Genomic DNA, 26,468 nt, shown 5'->3' on the forward strand with positions numbered 1-26,468 from the left:
CGTCACAGCTGGAAAAGAAAAGAGCCAACACGACACCAAAAACAAAATAAAAAAGAGATTTTGAAAGCCTCTTTTCACGCAACCTCCTGCAATGTTTTTCCATGCGATGGATCTTTTTGAAACGCATCAGATGAAGAAGATTTACTTCCCCTTAAAAGCGCAAAAGCCGCCATTCTTTTATCAGCAATGCGCCCAATAAGGCCCGTATCATGAGAGAAAAATCTACCTTCTCCGTCAAAATACCCTAAACATTGCCCTTCATTGTTATGAACTTCGCCTTGAAGTGTCAACGAGCCTAGATATTTTCCCTCTGCATTGAAGATTTTGCCATCTGACGGCACTGCACCAAGATATTCGCCATTGGCATTAAATATCTCTCCCTCATCGGTGATCTCTCCGAGATAAACCCCATTCTCATCAAAAATTTCACCTTGATTGGCAATCGTTCCGAGATAACTCCCTTTTGAATCATATCTTAGACCTTTCCAATCCATGTCCCCCTCCCCTGTCATGATTTTATGGCAATAGTCCATTACAAAATATAGACCTCTAAACAAAGAAAAGATATATAGAAAAGGTAAATCGAAAACATATTCTTGATTACAGGACAAAGGCCAATACTATCTTTGTGCCTAAACAAAAACGAATGTATTTCTTAAGAAAAGGATGAAACATTGAAAGTTATTAATCTTATTGGCGGCCCCGGCTCCGGAAAATCCACCACGGCAGCCCATATTTTCGCCTATTTAAAAGAAAAACAGGTTGGTCGTGTTGAGCTCGTCAGTGAATTTGCAAAAGATGTTGTTTACGATGAAGCTTTCAGCATTTTCAAAGATCAGCTTTATGTCCTGGCCCAGCAAAATCACCGTCTTGAAAGACTGCGTGACAAGGTGGATTATGCGATTGTAGATTCCCCACTTCCGCTAATTTTAGCGCATTGTGAAGGGATTGCATTTGATATGAAACGGATCGTTCACGAAGTCTTTAATAGCTACAATAATATCAATTTCATTTTAGAACGTGAAGCCTCTTTGCCTTACGAAGAATACGGACGTTATGAAACGCTCGATCAGGCAAAAGCACTGGATCAAAAAATGGCAGAGATTTTTGCACCTTTCCCGGTCACAAAAAGCAATGCTTTTAAATGGAAAGAAATCGCCGAGTTTATCATGGATGATTATAAAAAAGCGCAGCAAGGCGCCTAAGACATCTTTCTAACGGATGCGCTTGTGCAATTTTGCATAACAGCAACTTATGTAGAGGCGCATCAGAAGAGAGTATCTGAGGGAAAATGGACTCAAAGCCAGCCTCATCTTGATCTTGTTCTTTATGTTGGCGGCAATATCTACTGCTAGGGCAAAATTCCGGGACAATCTCTCAATGACTTATAAAATTCTCTTTCTCGTCAATCCCGTAGCGCACCGTGCAAAACCCCGCAATATCCAGCTTTATTGCCAATTTCTTAAAGCACATGACGCAACAGTCTCACTCCTCTGAACAAAAAGTGAAAAAGAAGCTTTCCAAATTGCCCTGCAAACCAGTCATGAAGCCTACGATCTTCTGGCGATTGTAGGCGGAGACGGAAGCATTCCAGGGGTTGCCAGCGGTCTTTATGAACGTAAAAAATTAGGAAAAATGCCTTTGCCGCTTTGGATTGTGCCGCTTGGGATAGCCAATGTTTTAGCACGAGAGCTGAAAATTCCACGTCGCCTTAAAAAAATACTTACTATCTTCTCACAAAAGCCCGACCATGTGCGCTTTGTCCGGCACTTCTCAAAAGCCAAGAGGGGGAAAAGCTTTTTCTTCAAATGGCAAGTGCGGGTTTTAGATGCTGAAACCGTTGCGAATGTTTCCTACCGCCTTAAAAAATCTTTAGGTGGGATCGCCTATCTTATCGCCCTGCTTAAACTGCTCAAAGCGCCTCTTCCGCTTGTTCACATACATTTAAAGCACAAAAATATTTCAGAAAATTTTCAGGCAAGCTGTGCAATCTTTTCAAGAGGCTCTCTCTACGGCGGCCCCTTTTGCATTGCCAAAAACCAGCATCCGAGTTCTAAAGAAACACATCTTATTCTGTTTCAAGCCTCTGGGAAAATAGCATTTTCCCTCTCTGTTCTTGGCGCTTTTCTCCCCTTTCCTTTTTTAAAGAAAGAACTTTTTCTCAAAAAAATCGAACCGGAGACGGAATGTCATTTTCTCGGCCACAGTGCTGTTCAGGCAGATGGCGATCTTAAAGGAAAACTCCCTGCCCTTTTAACGTGCGCTCCCTTTCCACTCACTTTTTTGCACTAAAAAAGGCTGTTCTTTTTAAAAAGAACAGCCTTTTCTCAATAGTTTCCTGAGAAAACTAAAAACTTAGCTCAATTCTTCTAGCTCAAGCTCAACCTCGCCCTGCTTGGCAATTTTATGCAATGCCAATGCAGCAACAACAAGGCTCGCCGCAATAACGGTCAACACAATAGCAAAGAAAACACCGGCAACTGTCAAAGCAACACAGGCGTTATGCAGTGCATGGTGCAAATGCTGGACATGCTCATTTAAATCCGGAGATTTTTGAACCTCTGAGATAATGGCATCAGTATGGGTGATGACTTCATTGATGACATCTTTGGTCACTTCATGAATGTTAGAAATTGCGATGCCAACAGGATGTGTGACATCTGTTTCAACGATTTTAACAGGAACTGTAACAGGTGCGTCAGCCATAATATTTTGATCTTTCCTATGTTTCTCACAAACACATCGCAAATAAGCGCACAACATTCTCTGTGAAGAAAAGTAATGTCTCTGGCTAAAGCGACGTTTAGGGTTTTACGGTGCTTTGAAAAAAACGAGAAGTCAAGCTACTGCTAAGCGTAACACACCGCTTCCGCAGAAGAGTGACACTTATTTGTCTCACTCCTCATCCCGATAAGCCTCAACGCCAGCGATCGGAGGCAAGTCCGCATGTGTTCGCTTGACAGGTTTTTGCGCCGTTTCCTGTAAAGCACCGGCATGGCTGGAGGGTTTCCCCTCTGCCGTCACGGGATAAAGATATTGTGCATTATCCTCGCCAATATAGGATTCCGTTGCTTTTTCCGCTAAATGCTCTTGTTTTTGATGGGAAATCGCCTTCTCCTCTGTCAAAGAGGGAATAGCTTGCGGTTTTTGTAATCCCCCCTCAAGGGCAGCCTTCGCCTCTGCAAGATTAAGCGGCGGCGGCGCTAAAACCTGTGCAGGCGGCGGCACAAGCACACCTTCTTGTGCCTTAACCATTTTAACAGGCTGGGGCTTAATCAAGGCAGAGATAAATTCCGGATGATGTCGATCCTTAAATTCTTCAGGAATCATTTCAGCAAGCCAATTTGCATAAATTTCTAAAGGATCATCCGTTTTTTTAAGCGGAATGGTTTTCAACGCCTTCCATTTTTCCACCAGTAATTTTGGCTCAGAACGTTTTAGATCTGCTGTCCACCATTCCGGCGGTGAATGATGTTTCAAACAATTCTCCAGACGGTAATTCTCCTCTGCCGAAGGCGGACACAATTCTAACGCATCAATCAGACTGCCACGTGTTTCGCCTAAAAGCTCATCTATCGTCATGCCGGGTAACTGGCTTTTCCATTTAGCAGACATATTGTTGCCATAAGAAGCCGCCGCATTTTGTATTCCTGCTGAAGTACCTTGCGGTTGAAAATAACGATTACTGATTTTTTGATGCGGATCTATCCCCAAAACAAAACTTTTATTTTGCGTGTCCTGTGCATGATGATGCTGCGCATTTTGCAATTGCGCCTGCAACTGTGCCTGCCCCGCCTTTTGACTTTCCTCTGGTGAAAGCGTCGGCATGGGATCACTTTCCCCCATTTCCCCTAATAAGGTCGGCGGTGGCGTTAAGGATGTTTTTGCCCCTTTATGGGCGGCAAGATAAGCCGTGACATCGGGCGATTGCTGCGGGCCGGATTTTGAGATCTTGCGCTTACTTTCCTCTTCCAGAACACGGGCCTCTTCCTGATGACGGAAATGACGTTGGTAATTGGCCTCTTCCCCCTCTTTATCATTCTCAGCGGAATCTCTCAGAAGCGCCTCTTCTGCAATATCCATTGCCCATGAATTTTTTGCACTGACGGCACCAAAAAGAGAAGCTCCCCCAATTAAAAAAGACAGAAAATATAAAGACCGCATGTTCAACCTTTAAAATGTTTTCATCGGGGAATAGTCCCAATTTATGGCTTTTTCAATTGCTTCGGCCATTTTTCTAAGCTCGTGTGGCTTTAAGGATGTTCTTGCTAAAATCTCTTTTTCATCCCCGTCATCCTCAATTTCGAGATAAAGCGCAAAAGGCGGAAAAAGTGTAAAATACAAAGCAAAAATAAACGCCAGAACGCCTATAAGAAAAATAAACCAATCCCAAGGCCGGCTTAAAAGCCTAAAAGGGAAATCCCACAGACTAACATCTTGAAAAGACAGAATCCCATAGATCAAAAAAAGGGAAATCCAAAAAGCCCCCCAACCGAAATAAAGACCGCTACGGCGACGCACATTGCCCCCTGTAAGCATATGTGTTGGCAGGCGTATTTTGCCGATCTCAACAAAATCCCCGGTAACAAGCCCTAAAGGTGCTTTATAAAAAATCTTGACAGCTTGCTGTGCGACCCTGTGCGTGTGGTTTTCCATTTTCAGCTCTATTCGATTGTATCGTTTTACAAATCTCTCCAGCATCCTAAAAAAGCATAAAGCCTAGAAAATTTAAGATAATTCTCTAAAATAAATAAAGGAAGAGCTTTGTTTCGCCAGTGCTTTATTTTTTTCTATCTTCTTCTCATGATTTAAGGGTAAACAGAAAAGAGTGAAATCCACAATGAACAAGCGAGAAAACCTTCTTTTTCGTCCATTAAAGTGCCGTGCCGCAAACGAGTTTATCTTATGAATGATGGAGACTTCCTCTCCCCCTCAAAGCCAAATCTTTTTTTAATGCTCACAGAAGCGGCCGCACGCCGCCTGCGTCTTTCGACATTTTCTTTTTTTGCTGCCCCCTTTTTCTTTTCTGTACCAGCATTTTATCTCACCCCTAAACCTGTGTTTGCACAATCCGTGAGTAATGTTTCCGAAGATGAAAACCATATCTGGGGCGATTGGATTTCTGCGTTGCGCCTTGACGAAGAAGACGAGAAAAAGCCTATTCTCTGCCGTCTTTCTGGAAATTATGGAAAATTTGGCCTTTGGGCCTCCAAAGAGGGACTTGAAATTACCAGTGAAGATGCCAACTGGAACCTGCCTGAAAAAAGCGGCGGCGCTGTCACACTTCAAATCAAAAACCACTTGGTAACGGAACATATTGATCCCAATAAAGATGGCGGGGAACCGATCAAACCGATGCCCTTCCGAGGGCGTCTAACGGCTGATTTTCAAGATACTTTCTTTATGCTGGCTCAAACCCCAGAGCGGATGGCGGCTTCCATTACGATTGAGCGTCTTTTACCGCTCTTAGCCGCTTTAGAGCAGGGAGAGAGTGCAACCTTGCGTTTTGGAACACGATCTCCTGAGCCGCTCCCGCTCTCAGGCACCCAAGAGGCCATCAGTGATTTCAGGGAATGCGCCTTTAAAAATCACTTTGCCGATTTACGTGCCACGGCTGAATCAGACGAAAATATTCTTGAAGGGGAAGATGAAAGCGAGAAACGCGCTTCCAACAGAGCAAAACAAAACCAAGACCCTTATAAAAATCCCTTCACACCAAAATCGAGTGAAAATCCTTGGCCGGAATCAAAAGAAACGCCAGCGCCTGTCATTGATGAGGAAGATGATCCAGATGCTCCAGAAACGCCGAATGAATTTAGCGAACAGCCGAAATCTCCGGGGGCACCACTGCCATTGACCGAAGAAGAACAAGCGGAAATTGATCAAAAACGGGCCGAAGCCGTGCAAGAAAAAGAACGTCTGGAAGAGGAAGTCCGCCAGAAACAGATCGAAATTGCCGAAGAGGAAGAGGCTAAAAAACGGGCGGCGGAACGTGAGGCAAAAAGGCTTGCAGATATTGCCGCAGCCCAACAGGCACGCCAAGCCCGCAAGGAACGTGCCGCTGCACGTGCACAAGCTCGCCGGGAAAGTCTCAAAGCGGCGAATTTACGTGCCCGTAAAGAACGTGAAGCCGCACGGAAAAAAGCCCTCATCGAGCCAAAAGCGCCGCCATCGCAAGATACGCTCAAAGCCCATCAAATTCAGGCGCAATCTGCTGTCTTGAGTGCCGAAATGCAAAAGGCGCAGGCCTTTATGGCCGATGTCGCCAAAGGGACAAAAAATCAACATAAAAAAGTCTCTGCCAATTTAGCCGCAAAACAAATCGCCAGCGCCCGCCATAGAATTCAGACACAGGCAGAACGGGAAGCGCTTGAAGTAGCACAAGGCTCTAAAGAGGTGCAAAACGAACGGGCTGAGAACGCCAATATTAGTCTCTCACAGACGCAAACCTATTTGGAAACGCAAGCCCAAAAGGTCAAAAATAAAAAAGCCCGCCAAACTTCGAAAAAGCTCTCTTCCGAAATGCAAGCGGCGCAAAACTTCTTGCAGGCGCAAAATGCACTCCAAGATAACGCCTCTCTCACGACGGCGCAAAAAGCCAGTGCAAAAAACAAGCTTCCCTTTGCGCATCAGCCGGCGACCTTCCGTGAAAAAATTGCGGCAAAGCCCTTGCCCAATACGAAACAACCCGTTCCTAAATCGGTACCGAAGCAGGGTGCTGGAACAAAAAAGAGTATTTTGCCTTTTTCCGATCAAAATCCGACAACACTTCCCAAAATCAAGAAAGAGACCTAAACTCGGAAACGGTCTCACGAAAGGGAAAATATGCCTTCTGATAAACAAGAAAAGCACATTCCATCTGAAACGCCCCCTCCCAAAAAACTGACCTTATGGCAGAAAATTTGGAATGGGCATTGGGGAGGTTTAGGATGGATTATGATTGGCGGGAGTCTGGTCTTGATTCTTTATTTTGTCTGGCCCTTCCTTCCTCGGTAAATCTTTGAATTTGGGATAAACAATGACAGAAAAACTGCTTGCGCCTTTGCGCTATTTGCACACGATGGTCCGTGTTTTAGATTTAAAGCGCACCATTGGTTTTTATAATTTACTTGGTCTCGAAGAGCTTCGCCGCTCCGATGTTGAAGGCGGCCGCTATACGCTTGTCTTTATGGGATTTAAAGAAGATCCGAGCAAAGTAGAAATTGAATTGACCTTTAATTGGGATCGTACGGAACCTTATACAATCGGAGATGGTTTTGGACATTTTGCGATCGCTGTTCCCGATGTCGCTGCCGTTGCAAAAAAAGTGCATCAAGAAGGTGCAAAATTCGGCGGCAAAGTCACAAGAGAACCAGGCCCGGTGAAGTTTGGCAAAACCATTATTGCTTTTGTGGAAGATCCTGACGGCTATAAAACCGAGCTCATCGAAAAATAAGAAATAAATGAAGAATAGAAAATCTTGGCCTCTCAAATGAGGTCAAGATGCCCAGCAATGGAGCGGCCATAAGATCAGCGGCAAAAAAAGTAAAAAACAATAAATGCCGGAAATCGTACTAAAATCCTTCAATGTCGCATGAAGGCAAAAGCTAAAAAGGACGAAAAGCGCAAGTTCAGCATAGATTTCAATCTCATAATGCATCTCAAAGACTTCCTCTTTTCTCAAAAAGTTTAGAAATCAAAAAGGCTTTTCTAAATTTAAAGCCAACATGGCACTGGAATCCACAAGATTACCGCCAAAAAAGAAAAGCCATGAAAATCCTAAGATCCCCGTACATAAAAAGCAGGTAACCATGAGCCAGGCCATCTGTTCGAAACGAATGCAATGAAAAAAATCCTTTTTGTCGAAAAAACGACAAAGCGCATTATAAAGAGCCCCATGAATTTCTTCTCTGGAAAGCACCGCACTGCCTAAACTTCTGGGCTTTTTTTCGAATTGTTGATTCCCCCCTGCAATCATGGCGCCCCTCTCCTTTTAGATCATATCGTCTCTTAGCAACAAAAATAGGAAATCTCTCCCTATGGTGTTTTCCAGCTATGCTTACGACATGCGAAAACCCCAAGAAAATAAATTATTCACAGGATAAAAATCTTTGCTCAAAATAGTATTTTTTTAGGAAAAAAACAGAAGCGAAATGTTTTTTTTCATCGAAAAGATTTACTTGAAGCTTTTCAGCAACAAGCTTTTCAAGCGATGCTATCTCGGAAAGAATTGGACCTAACGATTTCCCTTAAACGCCCAAACCAGTAAAATCAGCAAAAAGCTCAAACAATTTGCAATTCCCAAGACGGCCATAAAGACCAAAATGGCAAATCCTGCCGTCATGCCCGCAGGCGTCAACCACAGCCCCAATAAAGGTGGACTAATGCTTGCCGGCAGAAAAAAATACAGATTGATCCGTCCCCAATGGGAAAGACAATAAGATTCAAAATTTTGTGACGGGAAAGATTCTTTTAAAACAGGCGTTTTTGCGACTTTTTGTGACAAAACGGGCAAATTGTCTTTTTGAAAAGGCACATTTGGGACAGGAACAATCTCTTTCTCTTTCCCAGCCTTTTCTTTTACAGGAAGGGGTTTCTTACGGGATTTTTTACGTTCAACTTCAGAGGAAAGAAAGGGAATCTCTTCAAGTGTTTCCGGAATCGTAGGCTTGGTTTTACGCCCTTTTCTTGGCTTTGGAACATTTGAGGTATTTTGACGTTTTTTAGGGGGTTTAGGTGCTATGTTCTTTGCTGTCATCTGCTTTTCCATCCAAGATTTTCACCTCTTCAACCACAAGTGTTTTTTCAACCAAAGTCACTTCTTTATCCGGTGCGTCTGCTACGCTTGCGGTGATTTCAAGCTTCTGAAACTCTGTCTCGCTGAGCTGTATATTCTCTTCCGCCTCGCCTTCTTCCAATGTCTTTGAGCGCCCTAAGCTCTGAAAAACCCATTCTGTTGCGGCGGTTAAACTCATAATTAAAAGCGAAAAGAAAGTCGCAATCGCCCAAAGCGTTACGACCAGATTAGCAATCAGCGTAAACCGCTCCATCCCTTCTAAAAAATACCACGCATTTAAGATACTGCTGTAAATCAGGATGGGTAAAATATAAACAAAATTTGCCCCCACCCAATACCAAAAGAGTCGGAAAAAAGGATGTGGATTGTTGCGCACCTCGACTTTGTCCGCACGGACAATCCGCTGACAGCAACCGATAATCAAAATAAGGCTCAAAGAAAGAAGATTAGCACGCCATAACGTATCGAGCGTACCATATTCCAAATATTTTAAACGGGGCATATCCGAGCGCATCAGACAATACGCCATCAAAGGGGCCGCCAAAGAAGCTGGGAAAAGATAAAATAAATTCGTCTTTAGCCAGTTTCTGATCCAAATAAAAAAATCTGGAGAACGAAAATATCGCCAAAGATCCAAGAGCAGCGTTGCCGCTCTTGCTTTGACTTTTACAAAAAAGGAAGGCGGTTCCGCATCCTCAGCGGGCAAAGAGGCTAAAAAGCGAGAAAGACCTTTTTCTTCGGAAATGGTGATCGGCTCTGCCTTTTTCTTTTGCTCTAATTTTTCCATTTCATTTCCATCTCAGCCTGACTAGCGGTCTAAATAGCTTACCCCTGAAAGCGTTCTTGTAACCCTGCGAATAAGCATAAAGAGCCATCGCATCATAAAAAAGAGGATAAAAGCGCATAATGAAATTAAATTAGCCATTACGGCAAAAAGAATCGTGTAAGTCAAGATGCTTGAAATCCCCTCTTCCATCACCGGATCAAGCATCAAAATATCTGAGGGGAACAGCGCGACCAAAAGAATAGAGGGGAAAATATAGAGAAGATTATCTTTAACCCACAATCCGAGAGCATGGCGTGCCGGATGGCTCCCTTCCGGTGTTAAAAAAGGCGAGGCAAAACGTGCCGCCGTATTGAGAATACGGCTGTCTCTCTGATGTATTTGACGGCGTTTTTCAACCATTTCCTTATGATGGCGCTCCACCAGCCAGCGCCAAAGCAGCATCGCCAGCAAAGAGGCGATATTGGATAAAAGAATCAAGATAACGGAGATTTGAAAAACCCATGCCGTAGGATAGCGATGCAAGGGCACAAAAATCAGCATCAAAATACCGAGAGTACTCACAGACGGAAAAATAAAGAAGTAATTAACTTCCAGCCCTCTCGTGAGAAAAAAAGGAATCCCGATAATATTGGAACGTTTAAAATCCGCTTTAAGCTCTTCTTTTATATAATGAAAAAAATGTTTCAGAGCATCCGCTGCTTTCTTCACCATATTCGGCTCATCTGTTCTTTTGTTTTGCATAACGTACCTAACAATAAATCCCAGCATTAAAAAAATGCAAAGCGTTTTACTTTCTAAACTTAGACTATTTCAATAAAAAATTATTTTAACTAAGGAAAGGACTATACAACTATTTAAGAAAAGCAACAAATGACCTTGCCTCTCAAGAGCTTCTACGCTTGAGAAAGCAAGCGAAAACTGTCATAGTTATGTATTACTATAAAAATATACCGCTAAAATTGCGCCATCCTGCAGGATTTATCACTATGCGTCAGCTTGAAGCCGCCTCTCAAAAACTTCATGCCTTTTTAAAGCTTCCAAAACGTTTCAAGCAAAGCATTCTCTCTCTCTCCTGTTTAGCCTCTCTTTCCGCCTGCACCATTGTTCCCAATGAGGGGCCCACAGAATGTGGCTTGGAAAGTATGGATAACGCCCTCTTTCGGGATATCGGATGTGACCCAATTACAGGAATCATCTCCATTCCTTATGTCGTGCTTGTTTTTGCCGTTGATTATGCCGGATGTGGACCTAAATGGCATAATAGCCGTGTAGCGCTCGATGTTGATGGCAAAGACAAGCGTTACCTGCGCCGTTTACGCCAAATGAAACTGGAGGCTGAACGCAACCAATCCGCTCTTGAGGCGCAACGAAGTCTTGCGTCGCAAACCTTAGCAGTCAACGCCATTGCCAATCGTCTTTATACAATCCTCACAGCCAAAGCGGCCGCAATAAATCCGCCACCCCTGAGCATGAAGGACAATAAAGCGGCACGCAAATTGGCAGAAAATGCTGTGAGTGAACAATTTACCATTGCTCTTGAGCAAATTCTGCGCATTCAAAATAATCTAAAGCTGGCGCATGACAGAGAATTAGCCGCAATGCCCCAAGATCAGGATCTTTTACCTGCACTGGCTGATCCGGGGCAGAAAGAGGCCTCTAGCTATTCCGTTGTCGAACTTGAAAAAAGCGCATGGGCGCAAGTAACGGCCGATGACAAGATTGAAAAGGCCAAACGCCAACAGGAAAAAATTGCCCAACTACCGCCGGAACGCCGTGCGGCCTATGAAGCCAAGCAGGCGAAAAAAGCCCAGCAACAAGAAGCAAAACGCCAGAAAAAGGCACAAAGACAGGCGGATAAAACGGCACAGCTTCAAGCAAAACTGGCTGCAAAACACGCAAAAGCCGAGGCGAAACGTCAAGCCGTTCTACAGGCCAAAGGGGAGGCTGAACCTGTTCCGATGAATCCTCAAACGCACCCTGCGCCACCGGCTTCATCCGCACCAAGTTCTCCTGCACCAAACACGCCGGCACCAGAAGAAAAAACCGCTTCTCAAAAAGACGCTCTTCTTCAACAAGCGGCACAGCAGCCTGTTGCTCCCCTCGTGCGCAAAGCAGAAACAGTCAAACCCGACAGCAAAGCGCTAAAAGCACAAATTCAGCTAAACAAAAATCTGCCGCTTCCTCTCCATAACATACCACAATCCTAGGATTTTAATGGCTTTTAAGTGGCGGCTTTTTTGCATCCAACAATGTTGAGCCAAAACTAATTTTTTATCCTAAACCCCCTTGTCAAAAAGGGGAAAAAAGCGCAACTCTTGATAGGTCGCTCCTCTCCCCCCCTTTTTTGCAGAGGAGCGGCCACTATTTCCTCAGATTTTTTTTGCTTTATGCTTTTGCCAGATTCCATAGAATCCAAATGGGATCAGGAGGATATTTCCGAAAAGAAAATCCTGCCAAAGACTTGGTGGCAACGTTCTGATGCTTTGATGTGCAGGATCTAAAAAAGCCAAAGATGCCGGCAGATATTTGCCTAAAATGGCCAGCGATAAAATAGGCATAATCGCAATCAAATTAGCCTTTAAAAGCCAATAGAGAAAATCTCCCGTTTTTTTACTTGTAAATCGGGCGAGAGACTGACCCGCATTTTCCTCTAGTAAAATCTTTACCAAAAACCATATGACAGCCCCGCCAAGCGCTAAGAGATTAATATAAAGCCACAAAATCATCTCAAGCGGTAAAAAATAGCGTGACTTTACCAGTTCCGGTGCCAAAGGAAGCCAGCCTAAGCCAATGCCGATCGCGGCAGGCACAAAGAAAAGAAGATTAAGATGCAGCCAATACCAAAAAATCTTACCGAATAATCCTTTTGGATGTGAAATCGCGTATAGATTTTTTGTAACGGAAGCTGCGGGGAAACCACCAAAAATAAAATTTTCGGAAGGCATTTCCTCAAAATAAAAATCCTCTTTCCTCTTTCGATGACAAAGCCGCCAAATCACACTGGCAAAAGAACGCATCAGCCATGAAAAAAAAGTAGCCAAGGTCCAATTCACTGCCAAAAAAAGAAAAAATAGCAAAATAAGATAAAGAAGATTTTCCTGAACACGTCCTGCCTGCCATTCCTCAGAGGATAAAAGACAAATTTCAAAAACAGCAATGGAGGCGTTCATCAGACAAATGGGAAAAATATAATAAAGATTATTCCAAAAAGCAGAGGGGGACGGCTCCCAACTCCCCTCTCCTGTCCGTTTTTCCTGTCGGTAATATCTTAAAATTTCCCAAATCAGAGAAAAGAAATTGCCAAGAAAAAAGGGCAAAAAGGAATCAATGACGAAACGATGCAATGACGTAAAGAAATTGGGAAGACAGAAAACAAAAGTCGCCGGCAAAATATAGAAAAGATTGACCCAAAAATATTTCAAAAAAAGCGAGAAGTAGGAAATAGATTTTAACATGTGAGACATCGCCTCTCTTTTGCTTTTTATCGCTTCCTTGAAGGCCTAGAGCTTGGCCTGATTCTTATCACCCTACCATCATATCTCACAATTTTGGATATTTTTCTTTTTTTCACTTTCTGCACATTTTTGTCTTCCTGAGGGGCTGAAAGTTTCTTTTTAAAACGGTACTTATGGACCTGCCATTTATAAGCACTTTGTTTTAAGGCCTGCTTTTCGGTCTTTCGCTGTGCCAGATTTTGCTGATAACGCCGAAGCGCTCCGCCAAAGAAATGATAAAAAATTACGCGAAAAAGTGAAAAACACCCCTGAAAAAAAAGAGACAGACAAATCGCCATGCCAACAACCGCCACAGCACCCATCAATGCTGAAAAAGGAGCGATCGGCTGCGGTGTAAAAAATTCAGGAACAGTCGCCAAAAAACCAATAAGACAAGGTGCCGGCAAGATATAACGAAAAAGATTTCCCAAAAAAGAAAGAAATGACGATTTCTTTTGAGGGGTATCTGTCCGTTTAAACGTAAACAAAATCCCTTGCCACATTTTAGAGCAGAGAAAAACATAGACCTGTGCGACAAGCCCCAAAAGAAAAGCGATCGTGCCAGCCCAGAGGATCATCTGAAAAAAATCTTGAAAAGCCCCCGTCTCTAAAACAAAAACGGTGCCAATGCCCCATGCCAGTGCAAGGGGAAAAATATAAAATCCCATTTCACGGCAAAAAGCATAAACAAGCGCCTTTACACGCTGCGGCACACACCAATGATAGAGGAATAAAGGCCCCGCGGCAGGGCGATTCTCCGCAGAGAGCGCTTGAAAATCTATCTGTGTTTTCTGTGGCTCCGCTTCCATTTCCTCCAGCAAGTTCCCCGTCATACTTTTGGGCAGATGAATGAGGAAAACAGGCATTTCCCGCCTGATCTGTTGACGCTTGCCTTTAAGAGCAGAAGGGCGAGGATCTGGCTGCCAAAAAAGAGTTGCAAGGGCACGGACGAGCCATGAAAAACAACTGGCAAGAAACCAAAACCCCAAAAGATCCAGACAAAAGAAAGAGAAATATAATGGCACTTCAGCGAAAAAAGTCTCTAAATCCATCTGAAGCATTATTTTACCCCAGCTGGTAAGCGCCGCCTCCAGACTACCGGCAATCACCAACGGCATGATATAAAGGCAGTTGCTTTGGATCGGGGATAAAATAATTTTTTGAAAATCCGCATAATTGTGTTTTTTAAGTAAAAAACACCGCCATAAAGCCACAGCCCCCCCGACAATGTTGCCGATTACCAAAAGTAAAAGCCATGCCATCAAAAGAATGAAAAAGGCATCCGGATCATTGGAATAGGTAAAAATTAAAAAGGGCAAAGCCAAAGAGGCTGGCAAAAGGTAAAAAATATTTACCGCAACCCAACTGGCTAAAAGCGGGTCTTTAAAAGATTGTTTTTGAGCATTATGAAGGCGCTCTTGCGCCAATTTCCTCGACAAAGAACGGGACACACGCCAGCCCCAGCAAACTAACCAGGAAAGGCAGAGCATTGCCCCCCACAAAAATGGAAGCGCAAAGAAAAAACACAAAGTTAAAAAAGGGATAGATGCAAAAATACCGGGATTTTGAGGAATTTTCAAAAGCTGCTCCCCCTGCGTTTCCACAAGAATAAGCGATCCTAAAACCGCAAAGGGGAAAAGATATAAAAGAGCCCCAGCCCCAAAGGATAATGGAACCGCAAAAACCTGCTTTTTCACCGATTTCCGCTTTAAGGCCCACTGCCTTATTCCCATGCAAAGGGGAAAGTAAAGATTGCTGTAAAAAATCAGGGAAAGCCAAATTTCATCAAGGCTAATGGCTCCCGTTGGCGGCTGTAAAAATCCCCAAATCGGAATCAACAAAGAAGCCGGTATAAAATAGAAAAAATTAACCCAGCCCCAATCTTTAAGAAACCAGAATTTCCGCACATCCCTTTCCGTCAATGAGATAAACCTTTCGATACGTAAAAGCCTCTTGGCATATAGTATCCCCGATACTTATATTGCTTCTTCTTGCGCTCTAGACGCTTTTACAAGGAAAGAAAAATGACAAAATCAATGGGAAATATTGCCTCTTAAGGATGTAAAACATTTTGTCCAGTAGCGCTCGGCAAAATAGGACACCACCTGAGAAACACCCCAAAAGACAATACAGATGAAGAAAGTCCGCCCCAGAGGCGTTCCCCAGTCCCATTCCCCAATCGTGGATTCTAAAGAAAAAACGCCTGTTCCCTGAAAGAAAATCAACAAAGCCGAGGGGAAAAGAAAAATAAGATTATGGACAAACCATGTTCTCACTTCGATTTGAAGAGAGGAGGTTTCCGGTTTTGAGATCACTTGATAGCCAAAGCCACGCAAAATCCCTTTAAAAATCATGGACACAACAGCCCAAAAAACAATCATTAAAAAAGCCGCCGCATTGCCAAATAATGCCCCAAGCCCCCATAGGGAAAGGCAGGCGATAAACTCGCCGTTCCCCATAAAAAAGCCCCATAACGGCCAAATCAAAGCGCCTGGAATGATGTAACAAATATTAGAACGTAGCCAGAAAAAGAGCGCATTGCCCAAAAAAGCAACAAAACGAACGGGGAGAGATTTAGGAAGAGGATTTTCAGCAAGCCTGATCTGCTGCTTTTCCTTCACCTCATAAAGCGTCCTATGGGCCAATGCCAAAAGGCGGGCTGTACTATCTGTTAAAATAGTCAAAAGGATTGCCAAGCCCCAAAAAACAAGAAACTCCATCCCATAGGTGAAGAAAAACGTCTCATAAGAGCCCATCGCATAATCACCACGATCCGCAGGCGGCACAGTCCACCACGCTTCGATGGCAATATCTACCGTCATGGCTAAGGCAAAAGGTAAAATATAGGAAATAACCGCTTTGGCAGGAATGAGTGGGACAAACTCTCCGACCTCTTTATGACGGGATTTTAAAAACGCTCTTCTCAGGGCCAAAAATAACAAGGCTAAAAGATTGCCGGCGATAAAAGGCACGGCCCAATCGTGAAGAAAACCGGAAAGGCTTTCATCCAAATCCGGAAACAAAATATCCCATAAAGGGGCTGTCAAAGAGGCTGGGAAAAGATAGAGAATATTGACCCACAGCCAAGATTTTAAAAAGCTTGGAGATTTGGCTTGGAACGCCGCCATTTCATTGGTCATCTCTGTTTCAATATTCATCAAAAATCCCTGCCAGTTTCGGTAAATCTAATCTTTAGAAGAATATTATCGGCCAGAATAAACCGAGAGGCAAGGGGAAATCAGAGGGGGCTTTTAAGGCATGTAAGAGGGACTTTTAGGCGAAAAATCCCTCTTTTAAAAAGACTTATTCCGCTTTAGGCTTGGCCGCTTTTTCTGTTTTTGGCTTGCCTACCTTTGTTGTTTTCTTAGGCGCTGCTTTTTCTGTCTTCGCTTTTGAGGCTTTAGCCGGTTTTTGAGCGGCGGGGTCCTCTGAGGTTTTTGCTGTTTTTTTAGCCGCAGATTTTACCGTTTTTTTTGCCTTATTTGCGGCAGGTGACTGACTTTCTGAATCCTCTGCTTGATCTGGCTTATTAGAGAATGCAGGGTCCCAAGCCCATCCGCAATGCGGACAACAATAATGTGCCCCCACTTTTTCGGCCTGCGCATGTAATTCTAATTCATGCTCGGAATAGACTTTTCCACACATAGGACATGAAACCATTTTGAAAATCCCCTTAAATTAAAGATAAAACAAACTGCCCCGAGTATAGGTGCATGCAGGGCTTTTTCAAAGCGCTAAAAAAGGAGAAATCCCTGATATTATTGAGAGAAAAACACCCTACCTTCTAAGGAGTTCAGATCATTTTCAAAAATTTAATCTTTTTTTAATGTATCTTTATTAAGGAAATTTCACTGACACATCTCTAAAATCTCCACATTCTTTTTAATACCAAGGGTCATCAACAACGCTCAAATTTTTGAGAATAAAAACGATGACCATCTTGGAGCAAAAAGAAGCCGGCTACTAAAAAGTCGTCTTAAGGCATATACTTATAATTAATTTACTCTACTTATACGTAAATTACGATTTTCACCTTATCCCCTTCGGCTTCTTCTGTTAAGCTTCCGGAAAATCTCCCTTTTTTCTTGATGTTTTTTGATGTCCCATATTGACCCGCCTGTTTCTAAGTTAAAGCTCTCCCTCCAAGGGATCATCACACTTTTATCCTTTGCGAGTGCTTTCCCTTTTATTCAAATGGCTGTGCAAGGGGGATTAAGCGCCTCCGGACTCTCTGCCCTGCGCTATGACTTAGCCGCTCTTTTCTTTCTCCCATTCTGTTTTAATCGCAAATATCTGCCAGAGAAAAAAGACCTGCCGCGCATTTTCATTTGTACCTTTCTAGGGATCTCTTGTTACAGTTTTTTGCTCAATTATGGCGAACGTAGTGTCTCTGCCTCTGCAACAAGTTTAATCGTCTGTGCCTCTCCTGTTTTTTCTGCTTTTCTGGGGGCTTTTTTTCTCAATGAGAAATTAACTTTATTTGCATGGATCGGCTCTTTCATTGCCCTTAGCGGGGTTGCTATTGTCTGTTTTTCCCATGGGGAAATCACTGCTGATAATTTTTCAGGCCCTCTCATTGTTCTTACTGCCGCGCTTTGTACTGGCGGTTATACGGTTTTACAGCGTCCTATTGTTAAACGTTACGGCTCTCTTCGTACGCTTGGCTATTTTACAATTCTTTCTGCCTTTTTTCTGCTCCCTTTCCTTCCCTCTGGTCTGAGTGAACTCCAGCACTCTCCGCTTAAAACATGGCTGAGCCTCGTCGAATTAGTGCTTTTGCCGACCTTGATCGGTTATGGTTGCTGGGCTGCTTTTTGCGGGGAAATCGGCGGTGCAAAAGCCGGTATTATCCTCTATGCAATTCCGCCCATCGTCATGATCCTCTCCATTTTACTGGAGGGGGAAATCCCCGGAAAGATGACTTTAATTGGTGGTGCCATTGTTTTAAGTGGTATGGCTGTAACAAAAATGGGAAAAAAACATTAAGCGTGCAAAAAACATTTCTTTCTGAAGGTTTTTCCTCTACTTTCCGCTTTCTCTCTTCTCTTTCATCAACGGTACGGTAATTTGACCGAAAATCCCACGCCTGCAACCTCCCAGCAAATTCTATCAACCCATCATGAATTTAGTCCCCATCCTGACGCAAAGGGGGACACATTTGCCACCATTATTCAGTCGATTGTCCTCTTAGGCTCTTGGTCTCTCGCTTTTCCTTTTATTCAACTGGCCATGAAAGGCGGCATGGAACCGGGCGGACTAGCTAGCATTCGCTATACGCTTGCGGCTGTCTTTCTCCTGCCCTTTTTCTTCTTAAAATCCAAAAAACTTCCCCATGCCGGCACGCTTCCTCAAAAACAGGATTGGTGGCGTTTTGCCATTTGCGGTCTTTTAGGATTTTCACTCTATAATCTTCTCCTCAATATCGGGGAAACAAGCCTCACGCCTTCTGCCTCGTGCTTGATGAATTGTACAGCACCCATTTTTGCGGCTTTTTTAGGCATTATTTTCTATAAAGAACATCTCAATAAATGGGGATGGGTTGGGGCTGGCGTTGCGCTTTTCGGTGTCGGTATTGTCGCCGCCTCCACAGGACAAATCTCAGCGGCCAATCTTCAGGGCCCGATGGTCCTTTTACTGAGCTGTTTTTTAACAGCGATTTTCAGCCTTTTGCAACGTCCGCTCATCCAGCGATACGGGCCAATGTGCTCATTGGCTTGGATTGTGCTTTTTGGTGCTTTATTTCTGGTATTCTGGCTGCCATCAGGCATTAGCGGACTGCTCCATGCCTCACGGGCAACCTATCTCAATGTCTTAGGTCTGGCGATCTTCCCTTCTGTTTTAGGCTATGCCTGCTGGGCCGCTTTGGTTGGCAGATTGGGCGCGGCAAATGCGTGTATTTTACTTTATGCAGAGCCCCCTTTGACCATTATTTCCTCCATGTTCCTCACGGGGGACAGACTGACTTTTGGTATTTTATTCGGTGGCTCTGTCGTCCTGACAGGCATGTTTGTGGCACGTTTGCGCCCTGTTCGTAACGCTCCAATTTTGCGGCGGAAAAAGAAAAAAAAGAAAAAGCCGAATTACCGGCCTTTTCATCAACGCAAAAATGGCAAAAAAAATCCATATCCCAAAAAGGATCTTTTTACGCCCGAACAAGTTTAGACAAGACCAAACCGGCCAAAACCCCAAGGGCAAGATTTTTGGTGGCAACAACGACACTCGTTGTCACCAAAATAATCCAAAATGCTTTTTGCTGAGGCTGTCTAAATTTTTTCAAACTTTCCCAAGAGAAAGTGCTGATGGAAACCATCACCATAATCGCAACCAAAGCCGCAACAGGGACTTGGGCAACCCAATGATGCAGACTAATCATCAATAAAAGTAAAAAGGCACCGGAAACAAAAATAGAAAGCCTCCCTTTACCGCCATAGCGTAAATTACCGACGGTTTGACCAATCATTCCGCAGCCGCCCACACCGCCAACGCAGGAGGCCATCATATTTGCAATGCCCAGCCCACGGCATTCTTGCGCAGGATAGCTTGGCATCTCCGTCTTTTCCTCAGTAATTTCGAGTGTCAAAAGAGATTCCAAAATCCCAACAGATGCCATTGCAAGACTCGCAGGTAAAATAATCCAAAAGCTTTTCAAATCAAGGGGAGCCGCAGGAAACTGAAAGAGGGGAAAATGGGTCGGCAAACTGCCTAAATCGCTGATTCTCGGCATTTTTAGCCCAAAGAAACTTGCGCCTAAAGTGAGAAGAAAGACGCAAACCAAAGGGGACGGAACCGATTTAAAAAAGCGGGGTAAAAGATAAATAATGACCAAACCAGCGCCGATCATTCCCCATCCCATGGCCGAAGCCTGCACAAAATGTGGCATTTGTGCCGAAAAAATTAAAATCGCCAGCCCATTGGCAAAACCTGTCACCACCTCCGGTGAAACAAAGCGTATAAGCTTTTCCAGTTTCAAAAACCCAAATAAAATTTGCCAAATCCCTGAAAGAAGCGTTGCTAAGGCTAAATAATCCAGCCCATAGCGATGGGCGATCGGGGCAGCAACCAAAGCAACAGACCCTGCCGCACCGGAAATCATTCCCGGCCTCCCCCCGACAAAAGCCAGCACCAAGGCAATGGCAAATGTGGCAAAAAGCGCAGATGCGGGCGAAACGCCTGAAATATAAGAAAAGCCGATGACTTCGGGAATTAAGGCAAAGGTACTGACCATGCCTGCAAAAATTTCTTTAAGCGGATGCCCATAACACCAGCTATGTAAATAAGATTTCAACAAAAATTCCTAACAGAAAAGCCCAGCCTTTTCAGGTTGAGCTTTTACATAACAGATTTTGAGAGGGCGTACCTTCTCTTCGCTTCAGGAATGCGGAGAGAAGCGCATCAAAATTTTTGAAGTAACAAAAAGCGCCTCTCCCCCATCAATGAAGGGAAGAATCAATGATCGCCGAAAAGATGCTTCAAAGGTCCGACAGGACTATACTGCCCCTGCACCAAAGGTACGGCTGATTCTTCCAAAACCGTTTTAAGCTCCATCATCGGCGAGATTTTCTCTTCGAGCTTATCCATCAAATTACGAATTTCAGGTGCTGTTTCCTCTGCAAAAAACTTAAATTCTTTGCGGCGATCATGTTTTGAAAGATTCTTTTGATCTGCGATCTCAAACATTTTGCCAAGAAGCGCACCGATTTCCCCAACCTCTTCCTCAACAGCTTCATGGCCAAAAGCCCGTCGAAGCTGAACAATAGCACGGCCGAGAGAGACGACATCTTTTGCAAGACGAGGCTGTTCCCGCTCTGGAATCCCATCTGGAGAATTAGAGAGAAGATTGGTCACAGAATCCAAATGTTCTTGGTAATCGTTCCATGCTTTCCAGCGAATCTGTGCCAAATTATTCTGGAACTGCTTGCTGGCGAATTCTTGTAAAGAACGAACGGCAAGAAGCGTATTTTCTGCCAAATCATATGTTTTTTCGGCTAGAATGCGCTGATTCTGGTTGAAGTCTTCTTCGTCCACATGAAGATTATCCGGCATAATAACGTCTCCTTAACCGTAAATCATAACTCCCAGTCTCTCTGGGAATAAGTCTTTGTCAGATGGTGGGTTATAACATGATTTTAAAGAAGGGAAGTAAAAATCTTTTAGACCTTTCCCTTCTAAACACGCTTTATCCTTATGAGCGCATGGAAGGGGGAATATAACGTGCGTCTGCAAAACCTATCCCTTCGCTAATAATTTTGATTTTAATATTTTCGAGTGCTTTGGAAATTTTTTCCTCTTTTGCCGCTGCCAACAATTTCTCAACAAGATTCAACAACGCTTCTTTCTCGGTATCACCCTGTCCCTGCATCTCGTCAAGAAGCTGTGCTTTCAACGCCTGATTTTTTCCGCCTTCGAAAAGCGTCCCTGTAACCTTGCTCGGCTTATCCTCTGCATGGGCAAGATCTGGCTGAAAATTTAACTTAAGAAGCATTTCGCCATCAAAAATCTCCACTTTCCGATCGGCACCATCTCTATATACTTGAACCATTTTTATACATCCCCCTTTTTATCGGTCTATTTTGAAAAGAGCTTACCTGCGACAGCAAAAAAGCTTTTAAAATTGTCTTGAAACAATTTACTGTTTAGCCCTTCTTAAGCCTAAGTATTGTGAAAAAACAATGCAAGCAAGCACGAAATCACTTTCTTGACTTACGGCTGAAAGATTTATTTTATGCCAAAATGAGGTATAAGAAAAAGACCTGCGCTAGATCCGCCCGAAAGATATTTATTTTTATGAATGACGCTTTTCCCCTTTCTGCTTCTTTAAAAACGATTCTGAAATCCTCCGGACTTTTAGCGCTCTCCTTGACAGCCTTTCTAAGCACAGCCTACGGAGCTCGCCCCAAGCCTCCTGTCTCCCCCAATCCGACACAGACAACAGCAGGCAAAACACCTCAGGGCGGTTTAAAAGTTGCCCCGCCCCCCCCTATGATGACGCCGAGAGAAATGGAACGTGCGGCCTCTCAAAATCCGATGGCCTTTGCCAATGACCGCCCTCGTATTCAAGAAAATGTCATTTGGCCACAAATTTTCAGAAATGATGGCGTAAGCAAACAGCCCTTGCTCCTTTTAGCAGGTGCCACCCGACCAAAAATTATCGCTATTGATGGCGGCATTGATTTTAAAAAACTTAAAAAACACAAGCTCAACCTCCAAGATCCCAGCGTCATTCTCGGTGAAGGTGCCTTTATTGTTTGGCCTACTGTACCAACAATTAAATATCGTTTTACCCGTCTTGAAAAAACCAAGAAAAATGGGAAAGAAGAGCAGGTCAATACAATCATTCCCGTTTTCGACCTACATGAGAAAATTGTTGATTTAAGCGATATCCCCCAAGACCGGCGCAATGCCCTCAGCGCGACGAGAGTCATCCAAGTTGAGGGAGCCAAAGGGAAAGCCACCTATCTTCTCCATTGGGAGCGTCAAGCACCACCGAATGTTTATGGCTTATTCCCAACAATCTTCAGCATGTATGCCCTCAGAGATGGCAAAAAAATGGATGATTTCACACCTTACAGCGATGGCTGGTACTGGACAGAAGAAATCCACCAAAAAGTCGGTAATTATTGCTCTGCCAACTTCCCTGCCAATATGTTCCTCAAAGGCGACCGAAGACTGCAAGATCCCTGCCAAGAAGCAAAGAAATAATGCGTTATCTTAAAATCTCGGAACTTAAAAAGCGCCTTGTGACCTTTACTGTCTACGTCTAAGGCAGATAACGCCATCCTTAACGATAGCTTTCTGCCCCTCTGGGCCTGTCGCCACACGACTTAAATCGGCAACACAGATTTTACTCCATTCTTCTTCCCGGAGGTTCAGAGCAGCAAGAGCCGCTTCAGGTGCAGGCGGGACAAAACGCATTGGCCATGACCAAGGCGGCCGAGAGACGTGGGAGGTGATTAACAAAATCCCGTTGAGATTAACATAATTTGCGGCTTTTTTGAGAATACGATTACGACCAAAAGGAACGGGGGATTCAAAAAACTGCGCTGAAATCAGGTCATATTTTCCAGCAGGAAAAGTTTGATCGAGGTCACAGCAACTAAACTCAATACGTTTACTGATTTCTTCCCCGGCATGCTCTGCCAAAAGACGGCCTTGCTGCAAGGCAGCTTGGGAAACATCAACACCGACAACGGCCCATCCTTGCTGGGCGAGCCAAATGGCATCCTCCCCACGGCCGCAGCCAAGATCAAGGGCTAGCCCTTGCGGGAGGTGGAGTTTTTCCAGGAATTCTTTGAGGCGGGGGCGGGGTGGACGAATGGACATTTCCGCTGAAAAACCGGCAGATTGATAACGTCTTTCCCAAAATTCTCTGCTCGTCTCCTGAGGCAAAGGATTTGTTTTTGCATTTTTTTGTGTCACACCGCACATGCCTTTTATCTTCTCACAGAGCCTTTCCCTTTTTCCAACGGATCGAAAAGTTTGAAAGCTCCAAAGATGTCTCTGAGACCGCCCAGAATTGCTTGATTTCCCCAAGGAAAACAAGCCAAAGCGTAGAAATATTTCTTTAGTGACCTTGAAGACTCATAAAAAAGGAGGCCAAACGACCCCCTTTTCTATGCATTAACAAGAGAGCACTGATTTAGCGATCCAATGGACGGGAAGGAATCTCTGTTGCTGGATTTTCAGATTTCTCAACAAGTTTATCTTCGATTCCACGAACACCAAAATCTTTTTCATCTGTTGCTGTGCTGTGATTTTGCGGATCAGCGACAGGATCAAAAGTTGTTTTTGTGACAGGGACTTCTTTTCTCTCTGCGTATGTTTTTGTCATTTTTTATTCCCTTCATTAAGCTTTTAATCTTTATAAAAGTTAGGGTACAGAATGTCTTGCAATCGCATTCTCTCCTGTCCCCTGTTCCTCCTCATCTAATCTCCAAAATGAACAAAAGTGCAAGCATTTTTCATCTTTTCAAAAGATTTTTCATTTTAGACTTGAATATATTGCAAGAGCAGGTGAATCTATTTCTAGTCTTTCATGAAAAGGAACCGAATGTTTCACTATATTTTCCAGCATGTTTTCGATTTTGTTATGAATTTTCCTTTTAATATTCTTAGTTCTGACTAATCGAAATCTCTTCCTGCTGCTTGTGCTCCAAAGGAAGTTCGACAAAAATTTCCCGTGCGACTTTGCCAATCTGACGCGTCATAAAGCTTGTCCATCCGGCACTGATAAATCCCCCTGCCACCGGCAGAAAACGTCCAAAACTAACAGCCCCTGCTGAACCGGCTAAACCAACGGGACTAAAATGAGCGATGGCCTGTGCACCCAGCGCCTTATGCAAGATCTTAATCACATCACCCGTCATATAATGAGACATCATAGAGGCCGTGAATTTTCCGCCGGCTTTCAGACCGGCACTTTGAAAGATTTTTTTAGCATTATTTCCAGCTAAACAAACGTAGCAAAGCGTTTTTACCCTAGGATCATGGACATCATAGCCGCCGATCACCGCCATTACGGTAATCATGCGCAACTGAATATAGAGGCCAATTAAAATCCCTAAAGGTAACGTCACCGGCAAAGCGACAATCCCACCAAAATTCATGCAAAAACCATTCAAAGCTGCCTTTGAACCTTGACGGAAGAGCAAAGCATTTGCGGCTTTTTGCTCGTCTTGGTTGTGGCGGGCTAAATGATCCTGGGCGAGCACCTCGACGCTCCGCATAAAGCCTAAGCCATTAACGGCTCTCTCATAAGCCCATTCGAGCATTCGATTGATCAGAGTCTCTGTATTCTGATGATGTTTTTTCTGTATTTTTCTAAAAATTTTAGACGTACGGGGAGAGCATTTCTGAGAAAAGGGATGCGGTAACATTCAATGTTCTTAAAGATAATTTCCGTTAAGAGAGGTTGGATTATCTTTTGGCATCTTATTGAGAGCGCTATATCAGATATTGCCAACAGGATTATTTTGAAGATCGCAGAGGGTCTCCCTCTGCGAACCTTCGATGCAGAAAACTTAAATATTGTCTGCTTTTGTGTCTGGTGTTGAACGCGCCAACTCATGTTCAGCATTTTCTTCGCCAACCATTTTGGAAATCATGGAAGCATTTGGGTTTTCTTTATCAAACTGTGCGCGTTCAGCAAAAGTTTTTTCACCTTCTTCGCCGAGTTCAACACCTTCCTGACCATAAATTTTTTCAATGGCTTCCGTACGTTCTTGATCGGACAAACCTGATTGTTGTTCAACAGCTCTCACGACACCTTTTGTTGACGGATTAGACATTTCAATCTCCTAAAATTGGATTAAATTTACGCAAAAATCTTTAAGTTTTGAAAAGACTCTTGTTTTCGAGCCTACCTCATCTCTTTTAAAAGATTCCGTCAATGGGGCAAGGTTCAAAATTTTTGAATTGAGGAGAAAATAAAACACTCTCTCTCCTTGAAAAAGCTTATATTTCTAAGCTTTTTTCTTTATGTAGAGAATCATATCCTTACGTTTTGGTCTCATTTAAATTTAATATTGAACTTTATCCCCTCATGTCCCCCAAAATTAGACGGCTTTTACCCGGCGAAATTAAAACCGAAATTTTACAACTCATTCAGGAATCCCAAGAAATTCGGGTCGCTGTTGCATGGGCACAAGCCGGCCATGAAGTAGAGCTTGCCCTGCGTGCCAATGCAAAAAAAATCAAAAAACTTGTTGTCGGCATGGATTTTAATGGCACAGACCCCGCCTTTTTAGGCTTTTACGGCAAGCATAATCTGGCACTCGGAAAGGCAACAGGTACCTTTCATCCAAAAATCTATTATTTTCAAAAAGGGAAATATGCGGCCTGCATCGAGGGCAGTACGAATTTTACCAAAAGTGCTTTTGAGCGAAATGCAGAATCCGGCACGCTGATTACGGGGAATAAAAATGATGAATTCTTTAAAAAAACCCGTTTTTTAATCGATCAATATGCCGAGAGCGGTGCCAATCTTAAACCAAATGACCTCATGGGCTATGAGACCATTTCCGCCGCCCTCAAAAAACAAGAGATTAAAAAGCAAAAAATTGCCCTGAAAGAACGCCGTAAAAAAGAAAAAGAGCAAAAGAAAAAACGGGACAAAGAGCGCAAGAAATTCAAAGCCGCAAAAGCGAAAGAAAAAAAACGTCAAAAAGAACAAAAGCGACGTGCCAAAACAAGTTCAACCCGATCCGGCTTCTTCTTTAAGAAGAAATCTCGGAAACAAAAGAAGTCCCTTTTCGGGTTTCGCTTTAAATTCATTGCCCTCCTGGCGCTGATTGGGGCAATATTTTATTATAAACCAATCTTTAGCCACTCTGTCACCCAATATGCCAGCAATATGCTCAATCCCTCGGCACAGCATCCCCTCAAAGGGCCACACCACCACCCTTCTTAAAGTTCC

At 43.7% G+C, this 26,468-nt stretch carries 28 protein-coding genes; 9 read left to right on the forward strand and 19 right to left on the reverse strand.

Annotated elements, in window-relative coordinates; genetic code table 11:
- Positions 1 to 74 precede the first annotated feature (74 nt).
- Positions 75 to 494, reverse strand: coding sequence for a hypothetical protein (locus tag FAI41_03490; protein QCE32719.1), 420 nt, complete (start codon positions 492 to 494; stop codon positions 75 to 77).
- 180 nt (positions 495 to 674) lie between these two features.
- Between FAI41_03490 and FAI41_03495 the strand changes: the two genes are divergently transcribed.
- Together FAI41_03495 and FAI41_03500 are read left to right on the forward strand one after the other, a co-directional pair.
- Positions 675 to 1,205, forward strand: coding sequence for a hypothetical protein (locus FAI41_03495; protein ID QCE32720.1), 531 nt, complete (start codon positions 675 to 677; stop codon positions 1,203 to 1,205).
- A gap of 319 nt (positions 1,206 to 1,524) precedes the next feature.
- A complete protein-coding gene (locus FAI41_03500) occupies positions 1,525 to 2,292 on the forward strand; it encodes a hypothetical protein (protein QCE32721.1) in 768 nt (255 codons plus the stop codon).
- Between the two features lie 63 nt (positions 2,293 to 2,355).
- Here the strand turns inward: FAI41_03500 and FAI41_03505 are convergent, their stop codons facing one another.
- The 3 genes from FAI41_03505 to FAI41_03515 all read right to left on the reverse strand — a co-directional run bounded on the left by FAI41_03505 (position 2,356) and on the right by FAI41_03515 (position 4,656).
- Positions 2,356 to 2,706 carry a hypothetical protein gene (locus tag FAI41_03505; GenBank protein ID QCE32722.1) on the reverse strand — a complete coding sequence of 117 codons (351 nt, stop codon included), beginning with the start codon at positions 2,704 to 2,706 and terminating at the stop codon, positions 2,356 to 2,358.
- A gap of 189 nt (positions 2,707 to 2,895) precedes the next feature.
- Entirely contained in the window at positions 2,896 to 4,164 is a 1,269-nt protein-coding gene (locus tag FAI41_03510; protein ID QCE32723.1) for a hypothetical protein, read from the reverse strand.
- Between the two features lie 9 nt (positions 4,165 to 4,173).
- On the reverse strand, positions 4,174 to 4,656 hold the full coding sequence (locus tag FAI41_03515; protein QCE32724.1) for a hypothetical protein: 483 nt from the start codon (positions 4,654 to 4,656) through the stop codon (positions 4,174 to 4,176).
- 249 nt (positions 4,657 to 4,905) lie between these two features.
- Between FAI41_03515 and FAI41_03520 the strand changes: the two genes are divergently transcribed.
- Positions 4,906 to 6,795: a hypothetical protein gene (locus FAI41_03520; GenBank protein ID QCE32725.1), complete on the forward strand. Its 1,890-nt coding sequence runs from the start codon at positions 4,906 to 4,908 to the stop codon at positions 6,793 to 6,795.
- Positions 6,796 to 7,060: 265 nt separating this feature from the next.
- Positions 7,061 to 7,435, forward strand: coding sequence for a lactoylglutathione lyase (gene gloA / locus FAI41_03525; GenBank protein ID QCE33777.1), 375 nt, complete (start codon positions 7,061 to 7,063; stop codon positions 7,433 to 7,435).
- Between the two features lie 240 nt (positions 7,436 to 7,675).
- On the opposite strand, the gene FAI41_03530 is transcribed toward gloA, so the two are convergent.
- The 4 genes from FAI41_03530 to FAI41_03545 all read right to left on the reverse strand — a co-directional run bounded on the left by FAI41_03530 (position 7,676) and on the right by FAI41_03545 (position 10,304).
- Entirely contained in the window at positions 7,676 to 7,957 is a 282-nt protein-coding gene (locus FAI41_03530; GenBank protein ID QCE32726.1) for a hypothetical protein, read from the reverse strand.
- 258 nt (positions 7,958 to 8,215) lie between these two features.
- Positions 8,216 to 8,737 carry a hypothetical protein gene (locus tag FAI41_03535; protein QCE32727.1) on the reverse strand — a complete coding sequence of 174 codons (522 nt, stop codon included), beginning with the start codon at positions 8,735 to 8,737 and terminating at the stop codon, positions 8,216 to 8,218.
- Positions 8,712 to 9,563, reverse strand: coding sequence for a hypothetical protein (locus tag FAI41_03540; GenBank protein ID QCE32728.1), 852 nt, complete (start codon positions 9,561 to 9,563; stop codon positions 8,712 to 8,714). The genes FAI41_03535 and FAI41_03540 overlap by 26 nt, the downstream gene beginning before the upstream one ends.
- Positions 9,564 to 9,584: 21 nt before the next feature.
- Complete coding sequence (locus FAI41_03545) at positions 9,585 to 10,304, reverse strand: hypothetical protein (protein ID QCE32729.1); 720 nt, start codon at positions 10,302 to 10,304, stop codon at positions 9,585 to 9,587.
- A gap of 245 nt (positions 10,305 to 10,549) precedes the next feature.
- On the opposite strand from FAI41_03545, the gene FAI41_03550 reads away from it, so the two are divergent.
- Entirely contained in the window at positions 10,550 to 11,770 is a 1,221-nt protein-coding gene (locus FAI41_03550) for a hypothetical protein (GenBank protein ID QCE32730.1), read from the forward strand.
- Positions 11,771 to 11,932: 162 nt separating this feature from the next.
- Here the strand turns inward: FAI41_03550 and FAI41_03555 are convergent, their stop codons facing one another.
- The 4 genes from FAI41_03555 to FAI41_03570 form a co-directional block, all read right to left on the reverse strand.
- The gene (locus FAI41_03555) at positions 11,933 to 13,018 is read right to left on the reverse strand and encodes a hypothetical protein (protein ID QCE32731.1); all 1,086 of its coding nucleotides are present in this window, start codon (positions 13,016 to 13,018) and stop codon (positions 11,933 to 11,935) included.
- 26 nt (positions 13,019 to 13,044) lie between these two features.
- Positions 13,045 to 14,964: a hypothetical protein gene (locus FAI41_03560; protein QCE32732.1), complete on the reverse strand. Its 1,920-nt coding sequence runs from the start codon at positions 14,962 to 14,964 to the stop codon at positions 13,045 to 13,047.
- Between the two features lie 126 nt (positions 14,965 to 15,090).
- Positions 15,091 to 16,215 (reverse strand): hypothetical protein, encoded by a 1,125-nt coding sequence (locus FAI41_03565; GenBank protein ID QCE32733.1) that lies wholly within the window; start codon positions 16,213 to 16,215, stop codon positions 15,091 to 15,093.
- 145 nt (positions 16,216 to 16,360) lie between these two features.
- A complete protein-coding gene (locus tag FAI41_03570) occupies positions 16,361 to 16,717 on the reverse strand; it encodes a hypothetical protein (GenBank protein ID QCE32734.1) in 357 nt (118 codons plus the stop codon).
- 438 nt (positions 16,718 to 17,155) lie between these two features.
- Between FAI41_03570 and FAI41_03575 the strand changes: the two genes are divergently transcribed.
- Entirely contained in the window at positions 17,156 to 18,043 is an 888-nt protein-coding gene (locus FAI41_03575; GenBank protein QCE32735.1) for a hypothetical protein, read from the forward strand.
- Between the two features lie 81 nt (positions 18,044 to 18,124).
- Complete coding sequence (locus FAI41_03580) at positions 18,125 to 19,219, forward strand: DMT family transporter (GenBank protein QCE32736.1); 1,095 nt, start codon at positions 18,125 to 18,127, stop codon at positions 19,217 to 19,219.
- Here FAI41_03580 and FAI41_03585 read toward each other — a convergent pair.
- The 3 genes from FAI41_03585 to FAI41_03595 form a co-directional block, all read right to left on the reverse strand.
- On the reverse strand, positions 19,200 to 20,342 hold the full coding sequence (locus FAI41_03585; GenBank protein ID QCE32737.1) for a SulP family inorganic anion transporter: 1,143 nt from the start codon (positions 20,340 to 20,342) through the stop codon (positions 19,200 to 19,202). The genes FAI41_03580 and FAI41_03585 overlap by 20 nt on opposite strands.
- Before the next feature lie 161 nt (positions 20,343 to 20,503).
- Positions 20,504 to 21,100 carry a hypothetical protein gene (locus tag FAI41_03590; GenBank protein QCE32738.1) on the reverse strand — a complete coding sequence of 199 codons (597 nt, stop codon included), beginning with the start codon at positions 21,098 to 21,100 and terminating at the stop codon, positions 20,504 to 20,506.
- A gap of 139 nt (positions 21,101 to 21,239) precedes the next feature.
- The gene (locus tag FAI41_03595) at positions 21,240 to 21,596 is read right to left on the reverse strand and encodes a hypothetical protein (GenBank protein ID QCE32739.1); all 357 of its coding nucleotides are present in this window, start codon (positions 21,594 to 21,596) and stop codon (positions 21,240 to 21,242) included.
- 245 nt (positions 21,597 to 21,841) lie between these two features.
- On the opposite strand from FAI41_03595, the gene FAI41_03600 reads away from it, so the two are divergent.
- Positions 21,842 to 22,756 carry a hypothetical protein gene (locus FAI41_03600; protein ID QCE32740.1) on the forward strand — a complete coding sequence of 305 codons (915 nt, stop codon included), beginning with the start codon at positions 21,842 to 21,844 and terminating at the stop codon, positions 22,754 to 22,756.
- A 45-nt stretch (positions 22,757 to 22,801) separates the two neighbouring features.
- Here FAI41_03600 and FAI41_03605 read toward each other — a convergent pair whose 3' ends face one another.
- The 4 genes from FAI41_03605 to FAI41_03620 form a co-directional block, all read right to left on the reverse strand.
- Positions 22,802 to 23,482 carry a class I SAM-dependent methyltransferase gene (locus tag FAI41_03605; GenBank protein QCE32741.1) on the reverse strand — a complete coding sequence of 227 codons (681 nt, stop codon included), beginning with the start codon at positions 23,480 to 23,482 and terminating at the stop codon, positions 22,802 to 22,804.
- A gap of 211 nt (positions 23,483 to 23,693) precedes the next feature.
- Positions 23,694 to 23,885 carry a hypothetical protein gene (locus FAI41_03610; protein ID QCE32742.1) on the reverse strand — a complete coding sequence of 64 codons (192 nt, stop codon included), beginning with the start codon at positions 23,883 to 23,885 and terminating at the stop codon, positions 23,694 to 23,696.
- Positions 23,886 to 24,165: 280 nt separating this feature from the next.
- Positions 24,166 to 24,930 (reverse strand): EcsC family protein, encoded by a 765-nt coding sequence (locus FAI41_03615; protein ID QCE32743.1) that lies wholly within the window; start codon positions 24,928 to 24,930, stop codon positions 24,166 to 24,168.
- Between the two features lie 144 nt (positions 24,931 to 25,074).
- Positions 25,075 to 25,341, reverse strand: coding sequence for a hypothetical protein (locus FAI41_03620; GenBank protein QCE32744.1), 267 nt, complete (start codon positions 25,339 to 25,341; stop codon positions 25,075 to 25,077).
- Between the two features lie 254 nt (positions 25,342 to 25,595).
- Between FAI41_03620 and FAI41_03625 the strand changes: the two genes are divergently transcribed.
- Positions 25,596 to 26,462, forward strand: a complete 867-nt coding sequence (locus FAI41_03625; protein QCE32745.1) for a hypothetical protein — start codon at positions 25,596 to 25,598, stop codon at positions 26,460 to 26,462.
- The last annotated feature ends 6 nt before the right edge of the window (positions 26,463 to 26,468 follow it).

The organism is Acetobacteraceae bacterium (assembly GCA_004843165.1).
Classification (GTDB): Bacteria; Pseudomonadota; Alphaproteobacteria; order Acetobacterales; family Acetobacteraceae.

Bases quoted from the DNA above. Each gene is read 5' to 3' on its own strand.
- FAI41_03535 (QCE32727.1), bottom strand. From the start codon at position 8,737: ATGACAGCAAAGAACATAGCACCTAAACCCCCTAAAAAACGTCAAAAT.
- FAI41_03515 (QCE32724.1), bottom strand. From the start codon at position 4,656: ATGGAAAACCACACGCACAGGGTCGCACAGCAAGCTGTCAAGATTTTT.
- FAI41_03510 (QCE32723.1), bottom strand. From the start codon at position 4,164: ATGCGGTCTTTATATTTTCTGTCTTTTTTAATTGGGGGAGCTTCTCTT.
- FAI41_03600 (QCE32740.1), top strand. From the start codon at position 21,842: ATGAATGACGCTTTTCCCCTTTCTGCTTCTTTAAAAACGATTCTGAAA.
- FAI41_03620 (QCE32744.1), bottom strand. From the start codon at position 25,341: ATGTCTAATCCGTCAACAAAAGGTGTCGTGAGAGCTGTTGAACAACAA.
- FAI41_03565 (QCE32733.1), bottom strand. From the start codon at position 16,215: ATGAATATTGAAACAGAGATGACCAATGAAATGGCGGCGTTCCAAGCC.
- gloA (QCE33777.1), top strand. From the start codon at position 7,061: ATGGTCCGTGTTTTAGATTTAAAGCGCACCATTGGTTTTTATAATTTA.
- FAI41_03490 (QCE32719.1), bottom strand. From the start codon at position 494: ATGGATTGGAAAGGTCTAAGATATGATTCAAAAGGGAGTTATCTCGGA.
- FAI41_03575 (QCE32735.1), top strand. From the start codon at position 17,156: ATGTCCCATATTGACCCGCCTGTTTCTAAGTTAAAGCTCTCCCTCCAA.
- FAI41_03605 (QCE32741.1), bottom strand. From the start codon at position 23,482: ATGTGCGGTGTGACACAAAAAAATGCAAAAACAAATCCTTTGCCTCAG.
- FAI41_03615 (QCE32743.1), bottom strand. From the start codon at position 24,930: ATGTTACCGCATCCCTTTTCTCAGAAATGCTCTCCCCGTACGTCTAAA.
- FAI41_03610 (QCE32742.1), bottom strand. From the start codon at position 23,885: ATGACAAAAACATACGCAGAGAGAAAAGAAGTCCCTGTCACAAAAACA.
- FAI41_03595 (QCE32739.1), bottom strand. From the start codon at position 21,596: ATGGTTCAAGTATATAGAGATGGTGCCGATCGGAAAGTGGAGATTTTT.
- FAI41_03550 (QCE32730.1), top strand. From the start codon at position 10,550: ATGCGTCAGCTTGAAGCCGCCTCTCAAAAACTTCATGCCTTTTTAAAG.
- FAI41_03555 (QCE32731.1), bottom strand. From the start codon at position 13,018: ATGTTAAAATCTATTTCCTACTTCTCGCTTTTTTTGAAATATTTTTGG.
- FAI41_03570 (QCE32734.1), bottom strand. From the start codon at position 16,717: ATGGTTTCATGTCCTATGTGTGGAAAAGTCTATTCCGAGCATGAATTA.
- FAI41_03505 (QCE32722.1), bottom strand. From the start codon at position 2,706: ATGGCTGACGCACCTGTTACAGTTCCTGTTAAAATCGTTGAAACAGAT.
- FAI41_03545 (QCE32729.1), bottom strand. From the start codon at position 10,304: ATGCAAAACAAAAGAACAGATGAGCCGAATATGGTGAAGAAAGCAGCG.
- FAI41_03520 (QCE32725.1), top strand. From the start codon at position 4,906: ATGAATGATGGAGACTTCCTCTCCCCCTCAAAGCCAAATCTTTTTTTA.
- FAI41_03530 (QCE32726.1), bottom strand. From the start codon at position 7,957: ATGATTGCAGGGGGGAATCAACAATTCGAAAAAAAGCCCAGAAGTTTA.
- FAI41_03590 (QCE32738.1), bottom strand. From the start codon at position 21,100: ATGCCGGATAATCTTCATGTGGACGAAGAAGACTTCAACCAGAATCAG.
- FAI41_03625 (QCE32745.1), top strand. From the start codon at position 25,596: ATGTCCCCCAAAATTAGACGGCTTTTACCCGGCGAAATTAAAACCGAA.
- FAI41_03540 (QCE32728.1), bottom strand. From the start codon at position 9,563: ATGGAAAAATTAGAGCAAAAGAAAAAGGCAGAGCCGATCACCATTTCC.